19 protein-coding genes are annotated in these 15423 nt (G+C 53.1%); 10 read left to right on the plus strand and 9 right to left on the minus strand.

The features are described 5' to 3' along the window. Window positions 1-53: 53 nt before the first annotated feature. The 3 genes from RHH53_RS09970 to RHH53_RS09980 are packed head-to-tail and all read right to left on the minus strand — an operon-like array spanning window position 54 to window position 2898. Window positions 54-935, minus strand: coding sequence for a 3'(2'),5'-bisphosphate nucleotidase CysQ (locus tag RHH53_RS09970; RefSeq protein WP_225901558.1), 882 nt, complete (start codon window positions 933-935; stop codon window positions 54-56). After that, a complete protein-coding gene (locus RHH53_RS09975) occupies window positions 932-1465 on the minus strand; it encodes a GIY-YIG nuclease family protein (protein ID WP_302680002.1) in 534 nt (177 codons plus the stop codon). Before RHH53_RS09975 ends, RHH53_RS09970 begins: the two co-directional genes overlap by 4 nt. Next, entirely contained in the window at window positions 1462-2898 is a 1437-nt protein-coding gene (locus RHH53_RS09980; RefSeq protein ID WP_206200029.1) for a cache domain-containing protein, read from the minus strand. Before RHH53_RS09980 ends, RHH53_RS09975 begins: the two co-directional genes overlap by 4 nt. A gap of 78 nt (window positions 2899-2976) precedes the next feature. On the opposite strand from RHH53_RS09980, the gene rodA reads away from it, so the two are divergent. The 4 genes from rodA to RHH53_RS10000 all read left to right on the plus strand — a co-directional run bounded on the left by rodA (window position 2977) and on the right by RHH53_RS10000 (window position 5563). Next, complete coding sequence (rodA, locus tag RHH53_RS09985; RefSeq protein ID WP_302677709.1) at window positions 2977-4251, plus strand: rod shape-determining protein RodA; 1275 nt, start codon at window positions 2977-2979, stop codon at window positions 4249-4251. 54 nt (window positions 4252-4305) lie between these two features. Further along, complete coding sequence (locus RHH53_RS09990) at window positions 4306-4473, plus strand: DUF3285 domain-containing protein (RefSeq protein ID WP_302677708.1); 168 nt, start codon at window positions 4306-4308, stop codon at window positions 4471-4473. A 20-nt stretch (window positions 4474-4493) separates the two neighbouring features. After that, entirely contained in the window at window positions 4494-4982 is a 489-nt protein-coding gene (gene ybeY, locus RHH53_RS09995) for an rRNA maturation RNase YbeY (protein ID WP_310743741.1), read from the plus strand. Window positions 4983-5110: 128 nt separating this feature from the next. Further along, entirely contained in the window at window positions 5111-5563 is a 453-nt protein-coding gene (locus tag RHH53_RS10000) for a diacylglycerol kinase family protein (RefSeq protein WP_206200033.1), read from the plus strand. A gap of 24 nt (window positions 5564-5587) precedes the next feature. Here RHH53_RS10000 and ychF read toward each other — a convergent pair whose 3' ends face one another. From ychF to RHH53_RS10025, 5 genes are all read right to left on the minus strand, one after another. Further along, complete coding sequence (gene ychF / locus RHH53_RS10005) at window positions 5588-6679, minus strand: redox-regulated ATPase YchF (protein ID WP_206200034.1); 1092 nt, start codon at window positions 6677-6679, stop codon at window positions 5588-5590. Between the two features lie 235 nt (window positions 6680-6914). Then, window positions 6915-8330, minus strand: coding sequence for a type I glutamate--ammonia ligase (gene glnA, locus RHH53_RS10010; RefSeq protein WP_206200035.1), 1416 nt, complete (start codon window positions 8328-8330; stop codon window positions 6915-6917). 109 nt (window positions 8331-8439) lie between these two features. After that, the gene (locus RHH53_RS10015) at window positions 8440-8937 is read right to left on the minus strand and encodes a DUF2085 domain-containing protein (RefSeq protein ID WP_206200036.1); all 498 of its coding nucleotides are present in this window, start codon (window positions 8935-8937) and stop codon (window positions 8440-8442) included. 168 nt (window positions 8938-9105) lie between these two features. Beyond that, a complete protein-coding gene (locus RHH53_RS10020; RefSeq protein ID WP_206200037.1) occupies window positions 9106-10464 on the minus strand; it encodes a glycosyltransferase family 1 protein in 1359 nt (452 codons plus the stop codon). A gap of 59 nt (window positions 10465-10523) precedes the next feature. Beyond that, complete coding sequence (locus RHH53_RS10025) at window positions 10524-11600, minus strand: glycosyltransferase family 4 protein (RefSeq protein WP_149819063.1); 1077 nt, start codon at window positions 11598-11600, stop codon at window positions 10524-10526. A gap of 343 nt (window positions 11601-11943) precedes the next feature. On the opposite strand from RHH53_RS10025, the gene RHH53_RS10030 reads away from it, so the two are divergent. The 6 genes from RHH53_RS10030 to RHH53_RS10055 all read left to right on the plus strand — a co-directional run bounded on the left by RHH53_RS10030 (window position 11944) and on the right by RHH53_RS10055 (window position 15172). Continuing rightward, the gene (locus RHH53_RS10030) at window positions 11944-12813 is read left to right on the plus strand and encodes a branched-chain amino acid ABC transporter permease (protein ID WP_206200038.1); all 870 of its coding nucleotides are present in this window, start codon (window positions 11944-11946) and stop codon (window positions 12811-12813) included. Continuing rightward, complete coding sequence (gene rfaE2 / locus RHH53_RS10035; protein ID WP_302678201.1) at window positions 12797-13342, plus strand: D-glycero-beta-D-manno-heptose 1-phosphate adenylyltransferase; 546 nt, start codon at window positions 12797-12799, stop codon at window positions 13340-13342. The genes RHH53_RS10030 and rfaE2 overlap by 17 nt, the downstream gene beginning before the upstream one ends. Continuing rightward, window positions 13318-14025: a GUN4 domain-containing protein gene (locus RHH53_RS10040; RefSeq protein ID WP_206200039.1), complete on the plus strand. Its 708-nt coding sequence runs from the start codon at window positions 13318-13320 to the stop codon at window positions 14023-14025. The genes rfaE2 and RHH53_RS10040 overlap by 25 nt, the downstream gene beginning before the upstream one ends. Before the next feature lie 45 nt (window positions 14026-14070). After that, window positions 14071-14466 carry a Spy/CpxP family protein refolding chaperone gene (locus RHH53_RS10045; RefSeq protein WP_206200040.1) on the plus strand — a complete coding sequence of 132 codons (396 nt, stop codon included), beginning with the start codon at window positions 14071-14073 and terminating at the stop codon, window positions 14464-14466. A gap of 88 nt (window positions 14467-14554) precedes the next feature. Next, window positions 14555-14746, plus strand: a complete 192-nt coding sequence (locus tag RHH53_RS10050; RefSeq protein WP_310743742.1) for a hypothetical protein — start codon at window positions 14555-14557, stop codon at window positions 14744-14746. Next, window positions 14747-15172, plus strand: coding sequence for a hypothetical protein (locus RHH53_RS10055; protein ID WP_206200042.1), 426 nt, complete (start codon window positions 14747-14749; stop codon window positions 15170-15172). Here the strand turns inward: RHH53_RS10055 and RHH53_RS10060 are convergent. Next, the gene (locus tag RHH53_RS10060) at window positions 15090-15419 is read right to left on the minus strand and encodes a carbon dioxide-concentrating mechanism protein CcmK (RefSeq protein WP_225901560.1); all 330 of its coding nucleotides are present in this window, start codon (window positions 15417-15419) and stop codon (window positions 15090-15092) included. The genes RHH53_RS10055 and RHH53_RS10060 overlap by 83 nt on opposite strands. Window positions 15420-15423 lie beyond the last annotated feature (4 nt).

Consider the following 15423-nt stretch of genomic DNA (forward strand, 5'->3'; position numbering starts at 1 on the left):
CGGGATGCCTCCAAGCAGACTCTAGCCCCACGATAGCCTATTTCTCAGAGATGCTAGGTAGAGCCAAGGGACAGTTGAACGGCGGTAATCGCCTCCACCAAGGGCGATCGCAAGGCAGCGATATACTCTGGCCAGCCAATGAGAATTGGTTGCTGATGGGCAAGGGTCTGTCCCTGTAACCCCGTAGCATCAAAGCGCAAGGGATTTCCCTGCAAGTCGGTGCACACCAAACCTGCTGCCGTTGCTAAAGCCAAGGGGGCGGTGGTGTCCCAGAGCTTCACCCGCTGATTTAAGTAGAGGTAGAGTCCCGCCCGTCCCAAAATCACTTCAATCACCTTGAGGCCAAAACTGCCCAGAAAGCGAAATTCCACTTGGGGCAACACCCGATGAATTGCATCGCCGTAGGTGCGGTAGTCGCGATAGCCAATCATGATCGGGCAATGGTCTTCACTAGGAGAGGGCGGGCAAACCGGTAATAGGGGGACAGGGGGACCACCACTGCTCATCTGAAAGAGTCCCCAATCTTTACCGCCATAGTAGAGGTGATCCAGATTGGGAGCATAGATCCAACCCGCCACTGGACTGTAGTGCGCCAGCAGGCCCACCATGAGGGCGTAACCTTGGCGATGGTGAATCAGATCATCCGTGCCATCAAGGGGATCGATCAGCCAGTAGCGGCTTTTCGGTTCTTGAAAGACTGCTTGGGAGTCAGCATTTTCTTCGCTGATGATGCCATCCTCAGGAAACCAAGCGCGAAATTTTTGACTTAGCAGCCGATCCAAGAAGCGATCAATACTGGTGGCGAAGTCTTGGCGTCCCTTTTCAATGACCTCAAAGGGTTGCTGTGCCAGTTGCCGTGCCCGCTGCCCCGCTTGGCGCAGGAGTTGATTGATTTGCCAGATTTGGCTAGAGGTCAGGGGGGGAGAAGTCATCATTTGAGGTCCAGCCGTCCACTTTCCTTTAGTTTGGCGTTAAAGACCAGCGGCTCCTGTAGCGATCGCTGCTTTAGCTGTTCCAGAATTGCTGCTTCAACCCGCCGCGCCACCTGTTTCAGCAGTTTCGGTTGCGTCAATGGATCGGCACTTGCCCATGCAGTGCGTTCGGCCTCGGTCATTTGCTCCCTGACATCAATGGCATTTTCCCACTGGGGGCGATCGCGATCATTGCCGAGGGGGACGGTCCCCAATTCCGCTAGCCACTGTTGTTTTACCGCTTCTAGCCACGGGCGATCGGGACGTTCGATGGCGATCGCCTTATAGCCACGACACTGCTGGGGACAACGCACAAGGTGTTGCAGCAAACTCAGTCGCATATCCCGCGAATAGCCAATGTATTGCACGCTGCCAGTGGCATCAAAAATGGCATAGAGACCGATCGCCCCCTTAAGATCCGGTGCTACCCGGCCTGCATCATCAATGTAGGGATGGAAGGGCAATTCAGCCAAAGTCGGCGCAGGAAAGCTCATGTTGGCAGGGGTGGCTCATCTTTGCGTGCTTCACCCTCAGTATGCCCTATCTGTGGATGTGTGGCAGGAGTGGGAGATTGGGTATGGGCACGTTGACGCAGTTGTTGTGCCCGTTGGCGCAGTTCTTGAAAGTAGTCGGTGCTGGTAATTTCGGCAACGGATTTCTTTCGCTTTTCTTGGTCAATTTCGATTTTTAGTTCACTCAGTTCCTCCTTCAGTTGATCTTGGCGCTGCTCTACCGCCTGTGCCATGTCCAAAAAGACTTGGGCAAGTTCTGCCATGTCATCACTCCCTTGAGCATAGTGCCTGAGAACTCTGGGATTAAACTCGTTAAACTGGTCATGCTTGAGGGCGTGGGCAGCACTGACAAGGGCACGAATCGGCTTAGTAATCGAACGAGCCACAATCAGGGAAATGAGAATGACCCCAACACCAACAAAGAAAAGACTGAAGAAACCTTGGGTCGCCAACCGCTCTAAGGGCGCTAGAAACTCGCTCAACCGTACACTGACCACAACAACGCCCTGATGACGGGTCAGGGGCGCATAGGCATAGATATAATCGGCATCGCCTCCGGAAGAACGACTGGCGAGGAGAGCACCGACCTCTTTTGATTTGGCCTTGAGAAAGACATTGCGCAAGGTGTAGCTGCGATCTGCCACTGTGGGAATGGGTTGAGGTGATGTCAAGAGAAAATATTGGTCGCGAATCTCGGGGGGGAGTGGTTCAATGCTATGCAAATTCAGGTAAGGATTTGTGGTGCTCAGAATCAGACCGTGATCATCAATGAGAAAAGATTCACCGTGAATATCGGGCACTAGGTAGGTCACGATGTCTTTGACTGCGGTCGCTTGTAGAGGTAGTAGAACTGCTCCCAATCGTTCATTATTGCTATCAATAATCGTTTGGAAGACAACAAACAGGGGTCGCTCAGTGATCGCGCTATTGATTTTGACCCGAGAAATGAAGTAGTCTGCTGTTGCCGACTGCTGCCAGAGGGGGGTGTTCTTGTAGTCTAGCCCCAGACGGGTACGCCGTGTCCCTGCGATCGCTTGGCCATCACGGTTGAGGAGAATCACCTGATAATAGGCTGGGTTCAGGTTCTTGACATCTTCGAGGAAGTTATTCATCGTCGCTTGCTCGATGGCACTATGGCTCCCACGCCTCAGGAAATACTGTACGTCACTGTCATTGGCTACCAAGAGAGCATCATTGAGGGCATCCTGAAACAGCTGATCAAGGGAACGGGCTTTGCTGATCGCCAGCAGTTGCAGGGCATCAATTTCCCAACGCTTCATCATTTCAGCGCTTTCAGTTTGGTTGTAGAGCACCACCATCCCCATCGGTAATAGGGAAATCAGCAGCATCACCAGCAGCAGCCGCCCCGAAATTGACCACAAAAGCCTTGACCAACCCTGTCGCCACCGAAGCATGGATCCACTCAAGCTAGAATGGGAATCTTGATCAAACCACCACTGTTCCAGCCTAGTGCGAACGAAGGATATTGGGCGATGTTTTGGACAACTCGGCTATGGCAACGCCGCTGGTCTGCTTGGCTCCACCCTTGGCGGGGGATGGATTGGCTCCTTTTAATTGCCGTATGGCTGATTACGCTGTTGGGGGCAGTGGCCATTCACAGTGCCGAGCTGCACATTGGCGAAAAGGATGGCTTCCAACATCTGGCGATCGCGAGCGTGGGGACGATTTTGCTTTTCCTACTGGCACGGGTGCCGACATCGGTCTTTATCTCAGTCCATTGGTGGGTCTATGGTATCAGTTGTGCCCTCCTACTAGCTGTAAGCTTATTTGGTGTTGAAGCTAACGGTGCCCAAAGTTGGCTGCCCATTGCGGGCTTTAACCTCCAGCCTTCAGAATTTGCTAAAATCTCGATCATCCTCACCCAAGCTGCCCTACTCCAGCGGGTGCCTGCCAATGGCCTCAGCGGCATTCTACGGGTGTTTGCGGTAACGGTCTTGCCCCTAGGGTTGATCTTATCGGAACCTGATCTGGGGACCTCCCTTGTTTTTGGCGCCATCACCTTGGGCATGCTCTATTGGGCCAATGCCCGTTTGGGCTGGATTGTGCTCATGCTCTCCCCTTTGGTGGCGGCGATTCTCTTTGCCCTACCCCTGCCCTATGAACTGAATTTGGTGCTGTGGTTTTTGTGGACATTAGGGATGGGGGTTGTGGCATGGCAAAACCTGCCCTTGGGGTGGATTGGGGCGATCGGCGGCATTGTTTTGAACCTTTCGGGTGCCGGTCTAGGACAGTTGCTGTGGAGTGTGCTGAAGGACTATCAAAAGGATCGCCTGTTAATGTTTTTAGATCCCGATAAGGACCCCTTGGGGGCGGGCTATCACCTGATTCAGTCCCGCATTGCCATTGGTGCCGGTGGACTGTGGGGGCGAGGTCTGTTTCACGGAACACAGACACAGTTGGGGTTTATCCCTGAGCAGCACACGGACTTTATTTTTTCCGTCATCGGTGAGGAATTAGGCTTTTTGGGGGGGCTGCTGGTTTTGGGACTGTTTTGGTTGATTGGCCTGCGGCTATTGCAAATTGCCAATAGTGCCCGCAATGATTTCGGCTCGCTGCTGGCGATCGGTCTTTTTGCCATGTTGATGTTCCAAGCGGTGGTCAATATCGGCATGACCATGAACCTATTTCCTGTGACGGGCATTCCCTTGCCTTTCCTCAGCTATGGCCGTTCTGCCCTTTTGGCAACCTATATTGGTTTGGGGCTCGTGCAATCAGTGGCCAATCATCGCCCGCGATCGCGCTACTGAAGTCAAGCACCCTTTGTTAAAATTCATGAAGATTGCCAATAGCAGTGAAATCCCATGAGCGAGTCCCCAGAACCCACGTCCTCCCCTGTCGAGCAGCCCAGTTATGTCAAATTGGCCATGCGGAACATGGTGCGCAAGGGGGGCAAATCTCTGATCCATTTTGCCCTCACGAGTATCGGTCTGTTGGCGTTGTTGGTGGGCTTGTCCTACCTCACCCGCTAGTGAGAACACAGCAAAAACAAATGACGGTTACCGTCTATCTAGAACTTCACGATCCTTCCCTGAGCGATGAGATAGCCGCCCTTCCTTGGCAAGTGTGGTTTCGCACGTGGATTGCCATGGTTGAACCAAACCAAGGTAAGGCCTATGAGGTAACACTGCGTTTGACGACGGATGCTGAAATTCAGGTACTTAATCATCAGTATCGCGATCGCGACACCCCTACGGATGTACTCGCCTTTGCCACCCGCGATGACGCTCTGCCGCTGCCCCTAGAGGAACCTGAATACCTTGGCGACATCATTATTTCTGGCGACACTGCCCGAAAGCAAGCCAGGGAAAGGGGGTATTCTCTATCCATAGAAGTGACTTGGCTGGCTTGCCATGGCCTACTCCATCTTTTGGGCTGGGATCATCCCGATGAGACGCAATTGGCACGGATGCTGGCTCAGCAGGCTGAGTGTCTTAGGGCAGTGGGTCTTACCCCTCCCTATTCTCCCGATAATCCATAGGAACGAAATCCCAAAGGATGTGCTTAAATGGGAGGCGTTAACAGCCAAATTTTTTGAAAAACTTTTTAAGGCGTATGGAATCCAGCGTCAACACTTAAAGACCAATGTTTGGTGTGATGGGTAACGTTATGACACAAAAAGTTCTTGCCACCTACGCTGAGAAAACATCAGGGATAACCATACTGCGACAGCGCTCCTACCGTGTGGCGCCCTCTTTACTGAATAGTTTCCGTTATGCATGGGCGGGGGTGGTCTATACCTTTCAGACTCAGCGCAATTTTCGGATTCACACCGCAGTTGGTCTTAGCGCGATCGCCCTCAGTGGTTTGCTAAAACTTCCCCCCGTTGAGGTGGCAGTGATTTTGCTCACGATTGGGATTGTCATGGGGCTAGAGCTGCTGAATACGGCTCTTGAAGCGGTGGTGGATCTCACCGTTGGCAAGGAATATCACGAGCTTGCCCGCATTGCCAAAGATTGTGCCGCTGGTGCGGTTCTTCTCAGCGCGATCGCAGCGGTGGGGGTGGCGATGGCCTTAATTGTGCCCCCCTTGGTTTACCCCATTGTCGGAACGTTGTTATAAATTGTCATAAATCGGGGGGAGCCACTAAACGTTGAAGCGGAAGAGCATCACATCCCCCTCCTGCACAACGTAGTCTTTGCCTTCACTGCGGACTAGGCCTTTTTCCTTAGCCACCGTCATGGACTGGCAGGCCACTAGGTCTGTGTAGCTCACCGTCTCAGCGCGAATAAAACCCCGCTCAAAGTCACTGTGAATAACGCCTGCGGCTTGGGGGGCTTTGGCACCGGCGGGAATCGTCCACGCTCGAGTTTCCTTAGGCCCTGTAGTAAAAAAGGTTTGCAGACCCAGCAACTTGTAGGTTGAGCGAATCAGCGATCGCAAGCCCCCTTCACTGACGCCAAGACTGGCGAGATACTCGGCGCGATCGCCCTCGGGCAAATCCACAAGTTCAGCCTCCACCTGAGCCGAGACAATCACCACCTCCGCCCCCTCCCGCTGGGCAATCTCCTGAACCGCCCTTGTCCATTCATTGCCAGTGGCCAAATCCTGCTCAGCCACATTAGCGGCATAGATCACGGGCTTACGGGTGAGCAATCCCAGAAAGCGAATGGCGGCTTCTTCGTCCTCCGTCAGTTGACACAGACGAGCCGGCTGCCCCTCATTGAGCACGCTAAGGAGCTTTTCAAGAGCCGTGAGTTCAATCTGTGCCTCTTTTTGCGATCGCGCTGCCTTACGGGTACGTTCAATACGCTTTTCGATTTGCGCTAAATCCGCCAGTGCCAACTCTAAGTTAATGACCGCAATATCCTCGACAGGATTGACGCGACCTGCCACGTGGACAATATCCTCATCTTCAAAGCAGCGCACCACGTGCACAATGGCATCCACCTCGCGAATATTTGCCAAGAACTGGTTGCCCAATCCTTCCCCTTTACTGGCTCCCTTCACCAAACCCGCAATATCCACAAACTCCACCCGCGTCGGCACGATCTGCGCTGATTGGGAAATTTTTGCCAATACCTCCAGCCGTTCATCGGGGACGGCCACCACACCGACATTGGGTTCAATCGTACAAAACGGAAAATTGGCCGCCTCGGCCTTAGCATTGGCCACAAGGGCATTAAACAGCGTTGATTTGCCCACATTCGGTAGGCCGACAATTCCCGCGCGTAGCATCAGACCCTACAACCTCATTCTTAAGGAAAGATTTTTCCCAAACATGACACTCAAAAATGGGAATATTAATTTTTAATAACACCCCAACTTATCAGAAATTCCAGCCCTAGGCAACTACGGGCACACTCAAAACCGCTGTCAGAGAAGAATCGGCAGCAAAAATAAAAGAGGCAACCCTTGATGAGTGCCTCTAAGTGCTATATCCCTAAATGCAAGGCTCTAGCGATTCACTGCCCTAGGCATCAAAGTAGAGGGTGAATTCATAGGGGTGAGGACGCAGGGACATGGGAATCACTTCTGTGTCCAGCTTGTACTGAATCCAGTTGAGGATAAAGTCTTCGCTAAAGACACCGCCCGCTGTGAGGAAGCTATGATCCTTTTGCAGGTTTTCCAGAGCCGCCATGAGTGAACCGGGGGTGGAGGGAATTTTGGCCAGTTCTTCGGGGCTGAGGTCATAGATATCAACATCCAAGGGGCTACCCGGATCAATTTGATTCTTGATGCCATCAATCCCTGCACACAGCATCGCCGCAAAGGCAAGGTAGGGGTTACTTGTGGCATCGGGGCAACGAAACTCTAGGCGCTTCGCTTTGGGATTGGCACCAGTGAGAGGAATCCGCACAGAGGCAGAGCGGTTGCCTTGGGAATAGGCAAGGTTCACGGGGGCTTCAAAGCCGGGAACCAGTCGTTTGTAGGAGTTCGTTGTCGGGTTGGTAAAGGCCAACAGCGCTGGAGCGTGCTTGAGAAGACCACCAATGTACCAGAGGGCAATTTGGCTCAAATTGGCGTAGCCCTCGCCCCAGAACAGGGGCTGACCATCTTTCCAAATCGACTGGTGGGTGTGCATCCCCGAACCATTGTCGTTGAAGACAGGCTTGGGCATAAAGGTTGCCACTTTGCCGTGCTTGCGGGCAACATTCTTGACACAGTACTTATAGGTCATCAGCCAGTCGGCGGCTTGAATGAGGGTGCCAAAGCGGAAACCCAGCTCGCACTGACCGGCTGTGGCCACTTCGTGGTGATGTTTTTCGATGGGTACACCGCACTTGGCCATCGTCAAGAGCATTTCTGTGCGCAGGTCTTGCAGCGTATCTGTGGGCGCAACGGGGAAGTAGCCCTCTTTGCTACGGATTTTGTAGCCGAGGTTGCCCCCTTCTTCTTCGCGGCCAGTGTTCCAAAGACCTTCAATACTATCAACGTAGTAGTAGCCAGACTTTTGGTTTTGGTCGTAGCGAACGTCATCGAAAATAAAGAACTCGGCTTCGGGGCCAAAGTAAGCCGTATCGCCAATGCCGGTGGCTTTTAGGTACTCAATGGCACGGGTGGCAATGGAGCGCGGGCAGCGATCGTAGAGTTCTCCGGTGCGCGGATCTTTGATGGTGCAAATCATGCTCAGGGTGGGTTCTTTCATGAAGGGGTCTTCCCACGCCGTATCCGGATCCGGCACCATCACCATGTCGGATTCGTTGATCGCTTTCCAACCGCGAATACTGGAGCCGTCGAAGGGCACACCCTCGGTAAATGAACGTTCGTCAATTTGGCTCTTGTGAACCGTCAGGTGTTGCCACGTGCCGGGCATGTCAATAAATTTCAAGTCGATGAGCTCGTACTTGCTGTTGATCAAATTCAAGATTTCTTGGGGCGTTGCCATGTATAGGTTACTCCTTCTGTATTGGGCGCACCACAGCGACAATCTATGGTAGAAAGTTGCCCCAGTTAATTTTTGTATCGGAGGCTACCAAAATTTCGGTGTTTGCTCCCTAGCGGGAGGTAGCAAGGCGCTGTTTGGGATATAACAGGGGCATGATCAGTAATCCCAAGCCCAGTCCCGCGATCGCCCCAAAGGGAAAGACAATCCAATTGGAATAGCCCCAGACGCCATAGTGTTGCAGTGCCCACTCAAGGGGATAAAACAGCATTAACAACACCGCCACTAAAAAGCCCCCCAGACCATACTGCGGCAGCCAGTACCACTCGCGGGCAGTGGTGGAACGCTCAATCCACCAACGGGTGAGGAGAACGCCCAAAAGGGTGCCATAGCAGCGCATGCACACCGCCATTTTCCAAGGGGGAGCGAGCATCAAGCCCATTTCTGGCTGTGGACATACATGATTGCCCATCGTGTAGATAATGTGGGCAATTTTAGGCAAGAAAAGAAAATGACTAGCGGCCAAGAAAGGCGCAAACAAAGGACCTAGAATCAGTGCCGCCAGAATGACATCAGGCCATAGAGGAGAAAGCGATCGCCACCGCACCATTGGATGTTAGAAATGATACAAAATGATAAACAACCCCCTAGAATTTAACAAATTGTTCACAGCAAGGGCAATCAGTAATTGGGCAGAGCGGCGAGATAGAGATGATCCCTCCACACGGGAATGCTGCTTAATCTTGTCCTCAACCACTCTGCCACGTCATTAAGAAGCTTAGGAGGCTAAGGCAGCTTTGGTCACGGTTGTCAGTGGGGCTGTGTTCTTAACCGTCTCTAAGCGCGGTGAATTCCCCATGAGGGAGGCAGCAAAGAGTTGCCGGTACAGTTGCCCCATCTGGAGGGCGATCGCTTCCCAGTTGAAGAGGGCTTGCACCCGCTCGCGGCCATTTTCCCCAAGGGTACGCGCCCAAGCTGGATTAGCCAAGATACGCTGAATGGCCTTGGCCAAGGCAGGAGCATCCTGAGGCGGCACCAGTAGCCCTGTTTTTTCGGGAATCACCGTGAATTGCAGACCCCCAACCGCAGAGGCAATCACCGGCGTGCCACAGGCCATGGCTTCAATGGCCACCAAGCCAAAGGGTTCATAGTAGCTGGGCACAACGCAGACATTGGCAGCACTGTAGTAAACCGCCAAGCGCTCATGGTCAATTTGCCCGACAAAGGTCACGCGATCGCCCAAGTTGTACTCCTGCACTAATCCTTCAATGCGCCGCCGTTCGGCACCATCACTGCGCTGCGGATCACTCCCCCCCACAAGCAGTAACCGCCCTTGGGGTACCTGAGCCATCGCTGCCACCAGCGTTTCAATCCCTTTGCGGCGATCAAAGCGACCCACATAGAGCACAATCGGCTCATCGGCAGGCAAATTCAGTTGGGCACGGGCATCGGCCACGGGGTAAAAGAGATGCAAATTCGTGCCACAGGGAATCAGACGTGTTTGCCCTGCCTTGGAGACCCAACGCCGTAGGTAGGCTTCCTCTTGGGGGCTAGTCACAATCACACAGTCGGCATTTTCAAGGATGGCTTTTTCCACCATGAGGCGGGTTTCATCCCGTTGGGCTTGCTCAGAAGCCACTTGATATTTCACCACCCCCAAGGAATGGTAGGTGTGCAGCCATTGGAAATTCAACTCCTGACGCAACTGCCAACCCACCCAGCCAGAGAGCCAGTAATTGGTGTGGATCAGGGGATAGCCATATTTGGCATGGTAAGCCTTGAAGGCTTCGACAAACTTCGGCAAGGTCTCAAAGAGTTTCTCACGCGGAATATAGGTCAAAGGCCCTGCCTCGAGGCGAATGGTGCGACAGTGGGGACTGTGCTCAATGACATCGGGGTCATCGGGATGGATTTTGCGGGTAAACATATCCACGTGCCACCCGGCTGCCGCGAGGGCTTCCCCCAATTGCCGTACATAGATATTTTGACCACCGGCGGATTCATGGCCGACATCAGCGGCGGGATCCCCATGCACAGAAATCAAGGCAATGGGTTGACGGGCAGGCACCTGCGGTTGGGGCATGGCAAACGCCCGAGGAAGTGTATTTTTTGCTGTACGGGTTGATAATGCTTGCATAAATACACCTTTTGAATAACGGTCAAAAAAACACTTTTGCACAGGGTTCAGGGATACACTTAACTGGCCAGCAGTTCAATCGTCCCCCTACGATGTCCATTATGGACAAAGGTGTCGGCGAGAACGGTATCATAAACTGCTTCATACTCGCTCACCATCCGTTCAACACTGAACCGCTGCCAAACATAGTCTCGACAGGCCATGCGATCCAGTTGCGGCACTTGGGCAACAGCCGCCACACATTCGTCAACGGAGTGACACAGAAAACCGGTTTTGCCGTGCTCAATCACTTCAGGCGCTGCCCCCTTGGCGATCGCCACCACTGGTGTACCGGCTGCCATGGACTCAATCATCACTAGGCCAAAGGGTTCCTGCCACGTAATCGGAAAGAGCATGGCGATCGCTCCACCTAGGAGAGCATTTTTGGTTGGATGATCTGCTTCGCCGATAAATTGGATCAATTCACCATCAATGTGGGGTTCAATCAATTCCTTGAAGTAGTCGCGATCCACCCGATCCACTTTGCCGGCCATCCGCAGGGGGATGCCCACTCGCTTAGCAATTTCAATGGCATGGTGAGGGCCTTTTTCCGGCGAGAGCCGTCCCAAGAAGGCCAAATAGGGTGGATCGCTGGGCTGGGAATAGAAGTGATGGGTTTCCACGGCAATGGCGTTATAGACCGTGGCAATGTAGTTCAAATCCCGTAGTTGCCGCTGGGAATGGGAAATACTGACATAGTTTTGGTTGCGATATTGGCTGAAAATGCGCTCATTATCCGTCGTAAAGCGACCATGGAGCGTGTGAACAACGGGTGTTTTCACCAGGCTGGCGTAGGGTAAAGCCGTATAGCCCACATGGGAATGGATGACATCAAATTCATTGGCGCGACTAAAGACTTCTCCCAGTTGCAGGGCTTCATAGACGGCATATTCCTGCACATTGGGATCGAGGCGAATGGCGTGGGGATAGGTAGAAACCAATTTGGCTTGGGTAATAGAATCGCCACTGGCAAACAGCGTGACCTCGTGCCCTCGCTTGACTAACTCTTCTGTGAGCAGACTCACCACCAACTCCACACCCCCGTAGGCTGGCGGCGGTACCCGTTCCCACAGGGGAGCGATTTGAGCAATGCGCATACAAGCCTCCTCGAACAATACGGTTGGTCACCGCTGCCTTGATGCTAATCGCGCGATTGACTCAGCAGCATGGCTGCCTCAACGGTACGCAATCTCACTGAAAAAGACCAAGGGGGTAAATCCCTACCTGAAACTTCGGGAATCCGTACTATTATTTGTTATTGTCGCTACATTTTGGCAGTATAAATCAAGATATAATCTTGGGTTTGGCTTGAAGCTTTCGAGATAGAACTCACTTTTTCCAGTGAGAGAAAATGCTCTCGTCTAAACACCCCACTGATCGCTATTCTATGAGCAGGTGCTGCCCCTTTCACGTTTTCTCAAATTTTAGTCGCAATCGTTCATGGATATTCAACTGATTCAACTCTTTGTTAACGGATTGGCGGTGGGCAGTATTATTGCCCTCGCAGCAGTGGGTTTGACGCTCACATTTGGGATTTTGCGCCTGCCCAATTTTGCCCACGGCGACTTTATGACGGCGGGAGCCTACCTAACGCTGGTGGCTAATGCAACAGGACTGGATATTTGGCTCTCAATGGCGATCGGTGGCTTGGGAACGGCAGGGTTAATGCTCCTGAGTGAGAAGCTCCTGTGGCAGCCAATGCGCGATCGCCGCGCAACTTCCACAACACTGATTATTATTTCCATTGGTCTGTCGTTTCTGCTGCGCAATGCCGTGATTCTCATCTGGGGCAGTGAAAACCAAACCTATCGGCTGCCAGTGATGCCTGCCCTTGATTTTTGGGGCGTGAAAATTATTTACGCGAAGGTGATTGTCATGATTTTGGCAGTGGTGGCGATCGCTACTGTGCACTTAATCCTGCAACGCACCAAGGTGGGCAAAGCCATGCGAGCGGTGGCAGATGATTTAGATTTAGCGCGGGTTTCGGGGATTGATGTTGAGTGGGTGGTGCTGTGTACTTGGCTGTTGGCGGGGGTGCTCACGGGGGTGGCCGGGGGTCTCTATGGCCTGATTACGGCTGTGCGGCCAACGATGGGCTGGTTTTTGATCTTGCCCCTCTTTGCCAGTGTGATTCTCGGTGGCATTGGCAATCCCTACGGGGCGATCGCTGGCGCCCTGATTATTGGCGTGGCTCAGGAGATGAGTACCCTGATGATTCCTTCTGAATACAAGCTGGCCGTTGCCCTAGTGATCATGATGGCGGTGCTTTTAGTACGTCCCCAAGGGCTATTTCGTGGCACACTCAGTTAGTGTTCTTAGGAGAAGTCCCCTGAACCTTTACACCCTTGAAGCCCTTGTGGCTACGATCAATGCTGCGCCCCAAGACTGGCGCCCCTTGGTGTTTACCAATGGCTGTTTTGACCTGATCCATGCGGGTCATGTGCGCTATCTGGCGGCAGCCCGTGCCCTGGGTAAACGCTTGGTGGTGGGGTTGAATAGCGATCGCTCGGTGGCAACTCTAAAGCCAAAACGGCCAATTATTCCCGAACAGCAGCGGGCAGAGGTGCTTGCTAGTTTACGATCAGTAGATGCGGTGCTGCTATTTAGCGATCGCACTGCCACGACCCTCATCGAGGTTCTCCAACCGGAGATCTACGTCAAGGGGGGCGATTACCAACTGGAGACCCTACCGGAAGCGGCGGCTGTGCAGCGCTATGGTGGTCGCATTGAACTCATTCAAGTAGAGGTTCCCAGTTCGACAACGGCGATCGTCCAACGCATTTTAGAGTTGCATGGGGAGGAGTCACCGGGCGCATGGTTACCACAGAACCAGCCTTAGCCGATTTACGGGAGCAGTTGTACAACGGCAACGAAAAATCCCAACTGGCCGCCATGACCACCCTGAGTACGGCAGGCAGTGACGGCTATCACCTCTTGCAGGAATTCCTCAAAGACAGTGCCACCTTTTCCCCCCCACCCGCCCCTTGGATTCGCGGTCAGGCCTATCGTCTTCTATTCCACAGCCCAGAAGCCTCTGTGCAAGCCTTTTTGCAACAACACTATCCCCAAGGGGTGATCCCGCTGCGCTCCGATCGCGGGGTGGACTATCGAGAACTGGCTGAACTCCTAGTGGCCGAAAAATTTGAAGCCGCCGATCGCCTAACCAGCCAAAAGCTCTGTGAACTGGCAGGCCCGATGGCACAAAAACGCCGCTGGCTGTATTTCACCGAGGTGGAGCAGTTGCCAATTGTGGATTTGCAAACCATTGATCAGCTATGGCTGGCCTTTTCCCTAGGCCGCTTTGGCTATTCGGTGCAACGGCAACTGTGGCTAGGCTGCGGTCAAAACTGGGATCGGCTGTGGGAGAAAATTGGCTGGCGGCAGGGCAAGCGGTGGCCGCGCTATCCGAATGAATTTATCTGGGACTTGAGTGCCCCGCGCGGCCATTTACCCCTGACCAATCAACTGCGGGGTGTACAGGTGATCAACGCTCTTCTCAATCATCCCGCTTGGACAACCTAGAATAGGGGTAGCAACAAGCGTAGCAGCAGTGGTGAGGTGGCAGCGATGAAAAAGAATATTCAGCGATTCATGGTGGCGATCGCCTTGATTATTGGCATCAGTGGCACAGTCATTCCACCTCAGGTGATGGCTCAAACCAGTGGCGGCCTATTGACCGCTGAGCAAATGAAAAAACTCAATCTCAGTGTTGAGCAAAAACAGGCGGTGCTGCGCCTTACCCTGCGCACCAACGATCGCATCCTGAGAATTTTGGATCGTGACCAACAGCGCATCTTTCGCAATGCCATCAAACAGGGGAAATCTACCGGTGAAGCCATGGACGCCGTTTCATTGCGCCCTGATCAAAAGACACAACTCTCGAAGGTGATGCAGGATACCCGCGTCGAAATGCTGACAATTCTCACCCCTGAGCAAGTGAAGCAACTGCAAGGATCCCGCTAGCGTTATGTTTTTGTCCTCTGTACCGGTCGCTGCGGTTCGGTCACGTTTGCCAAAGCTTCCACCTTCATCACCAATTTCAGCAGTGCCCATGAGTCGCGGACATTCCTGCTCGGTGAGGTGCGTTTGGCCTACCCCGATCGCCACATTAGAAGTGGATAATCGCCTTTCTTGGTTTTTGGGACGACTCGATCAAACCTATGGCGATCGCGCCTACGACGTTCACCTGCGGCGGGATGACCTCAGTGTTGCCCGCAGCTACCGCCAGCGCTATGGCATCTAGATGATGAAAGCATACCGCGAGGGCATCTTGCTCAACTTGCCAGCCAATGCTGACCCCTTAGAGGTGTGTTTGGACGATTGCCATACGGTGAATAGCAACATTGAACTCTTTCTGCGGGACAAAACCCACAAAATGACGATTGATTTAGCGGACATTCAAACCGCTTTTCCTCAGTTTTGGGAATGGATTGGTGCTGAAGGGGATCTAGAGGCTGCCCTAGGTTGTTTTCAAACAAAGCATAATGCGGCTTACTTTATTCCAGCTACCGCCATTGATAGCCTAGTACGGTCAGTGCGACGGCTCCTACCTCAGCCGCCCATTCAAAACACCTTAAAAAAACACCTTAAAGTAGAAAATCCTCGGGTGGCTGCTGCGGGACTACAATCGGTAAAACCGGTTCGAGATTGCCATCGGGACGGCCAATAATCTGATGGGAAATGACCTCGTGGCCACTGAGCGATCGCGCTGCTCGAACTGCTGCATTCACGTCCGCCACCTCTCCCCGAATCACCACTGTCCAATAACCCGCACCAATCCCCTCACAACTGACAAGGGTAACCTGAGCCGCTTTGACCAAGGTATCGGCCACAGCAAGGGCTGCCGGGTACCCCAAGACCTGCACCATGCCCACCGCTTCTGCTGCCATTGCCATTCCCCCTTCCACGTCTCCCATATTT

Origin of the sequence: Thermosynechococcus sp. PKX82 (genome assembly GCF_031583255.1) — a bacterium.
GTDB lineage: Bacteria > Cyanobacteriota > Cyanobacteriia > Thermosynechococcales > Thermosynechococcaceae > Thermosynechococcus.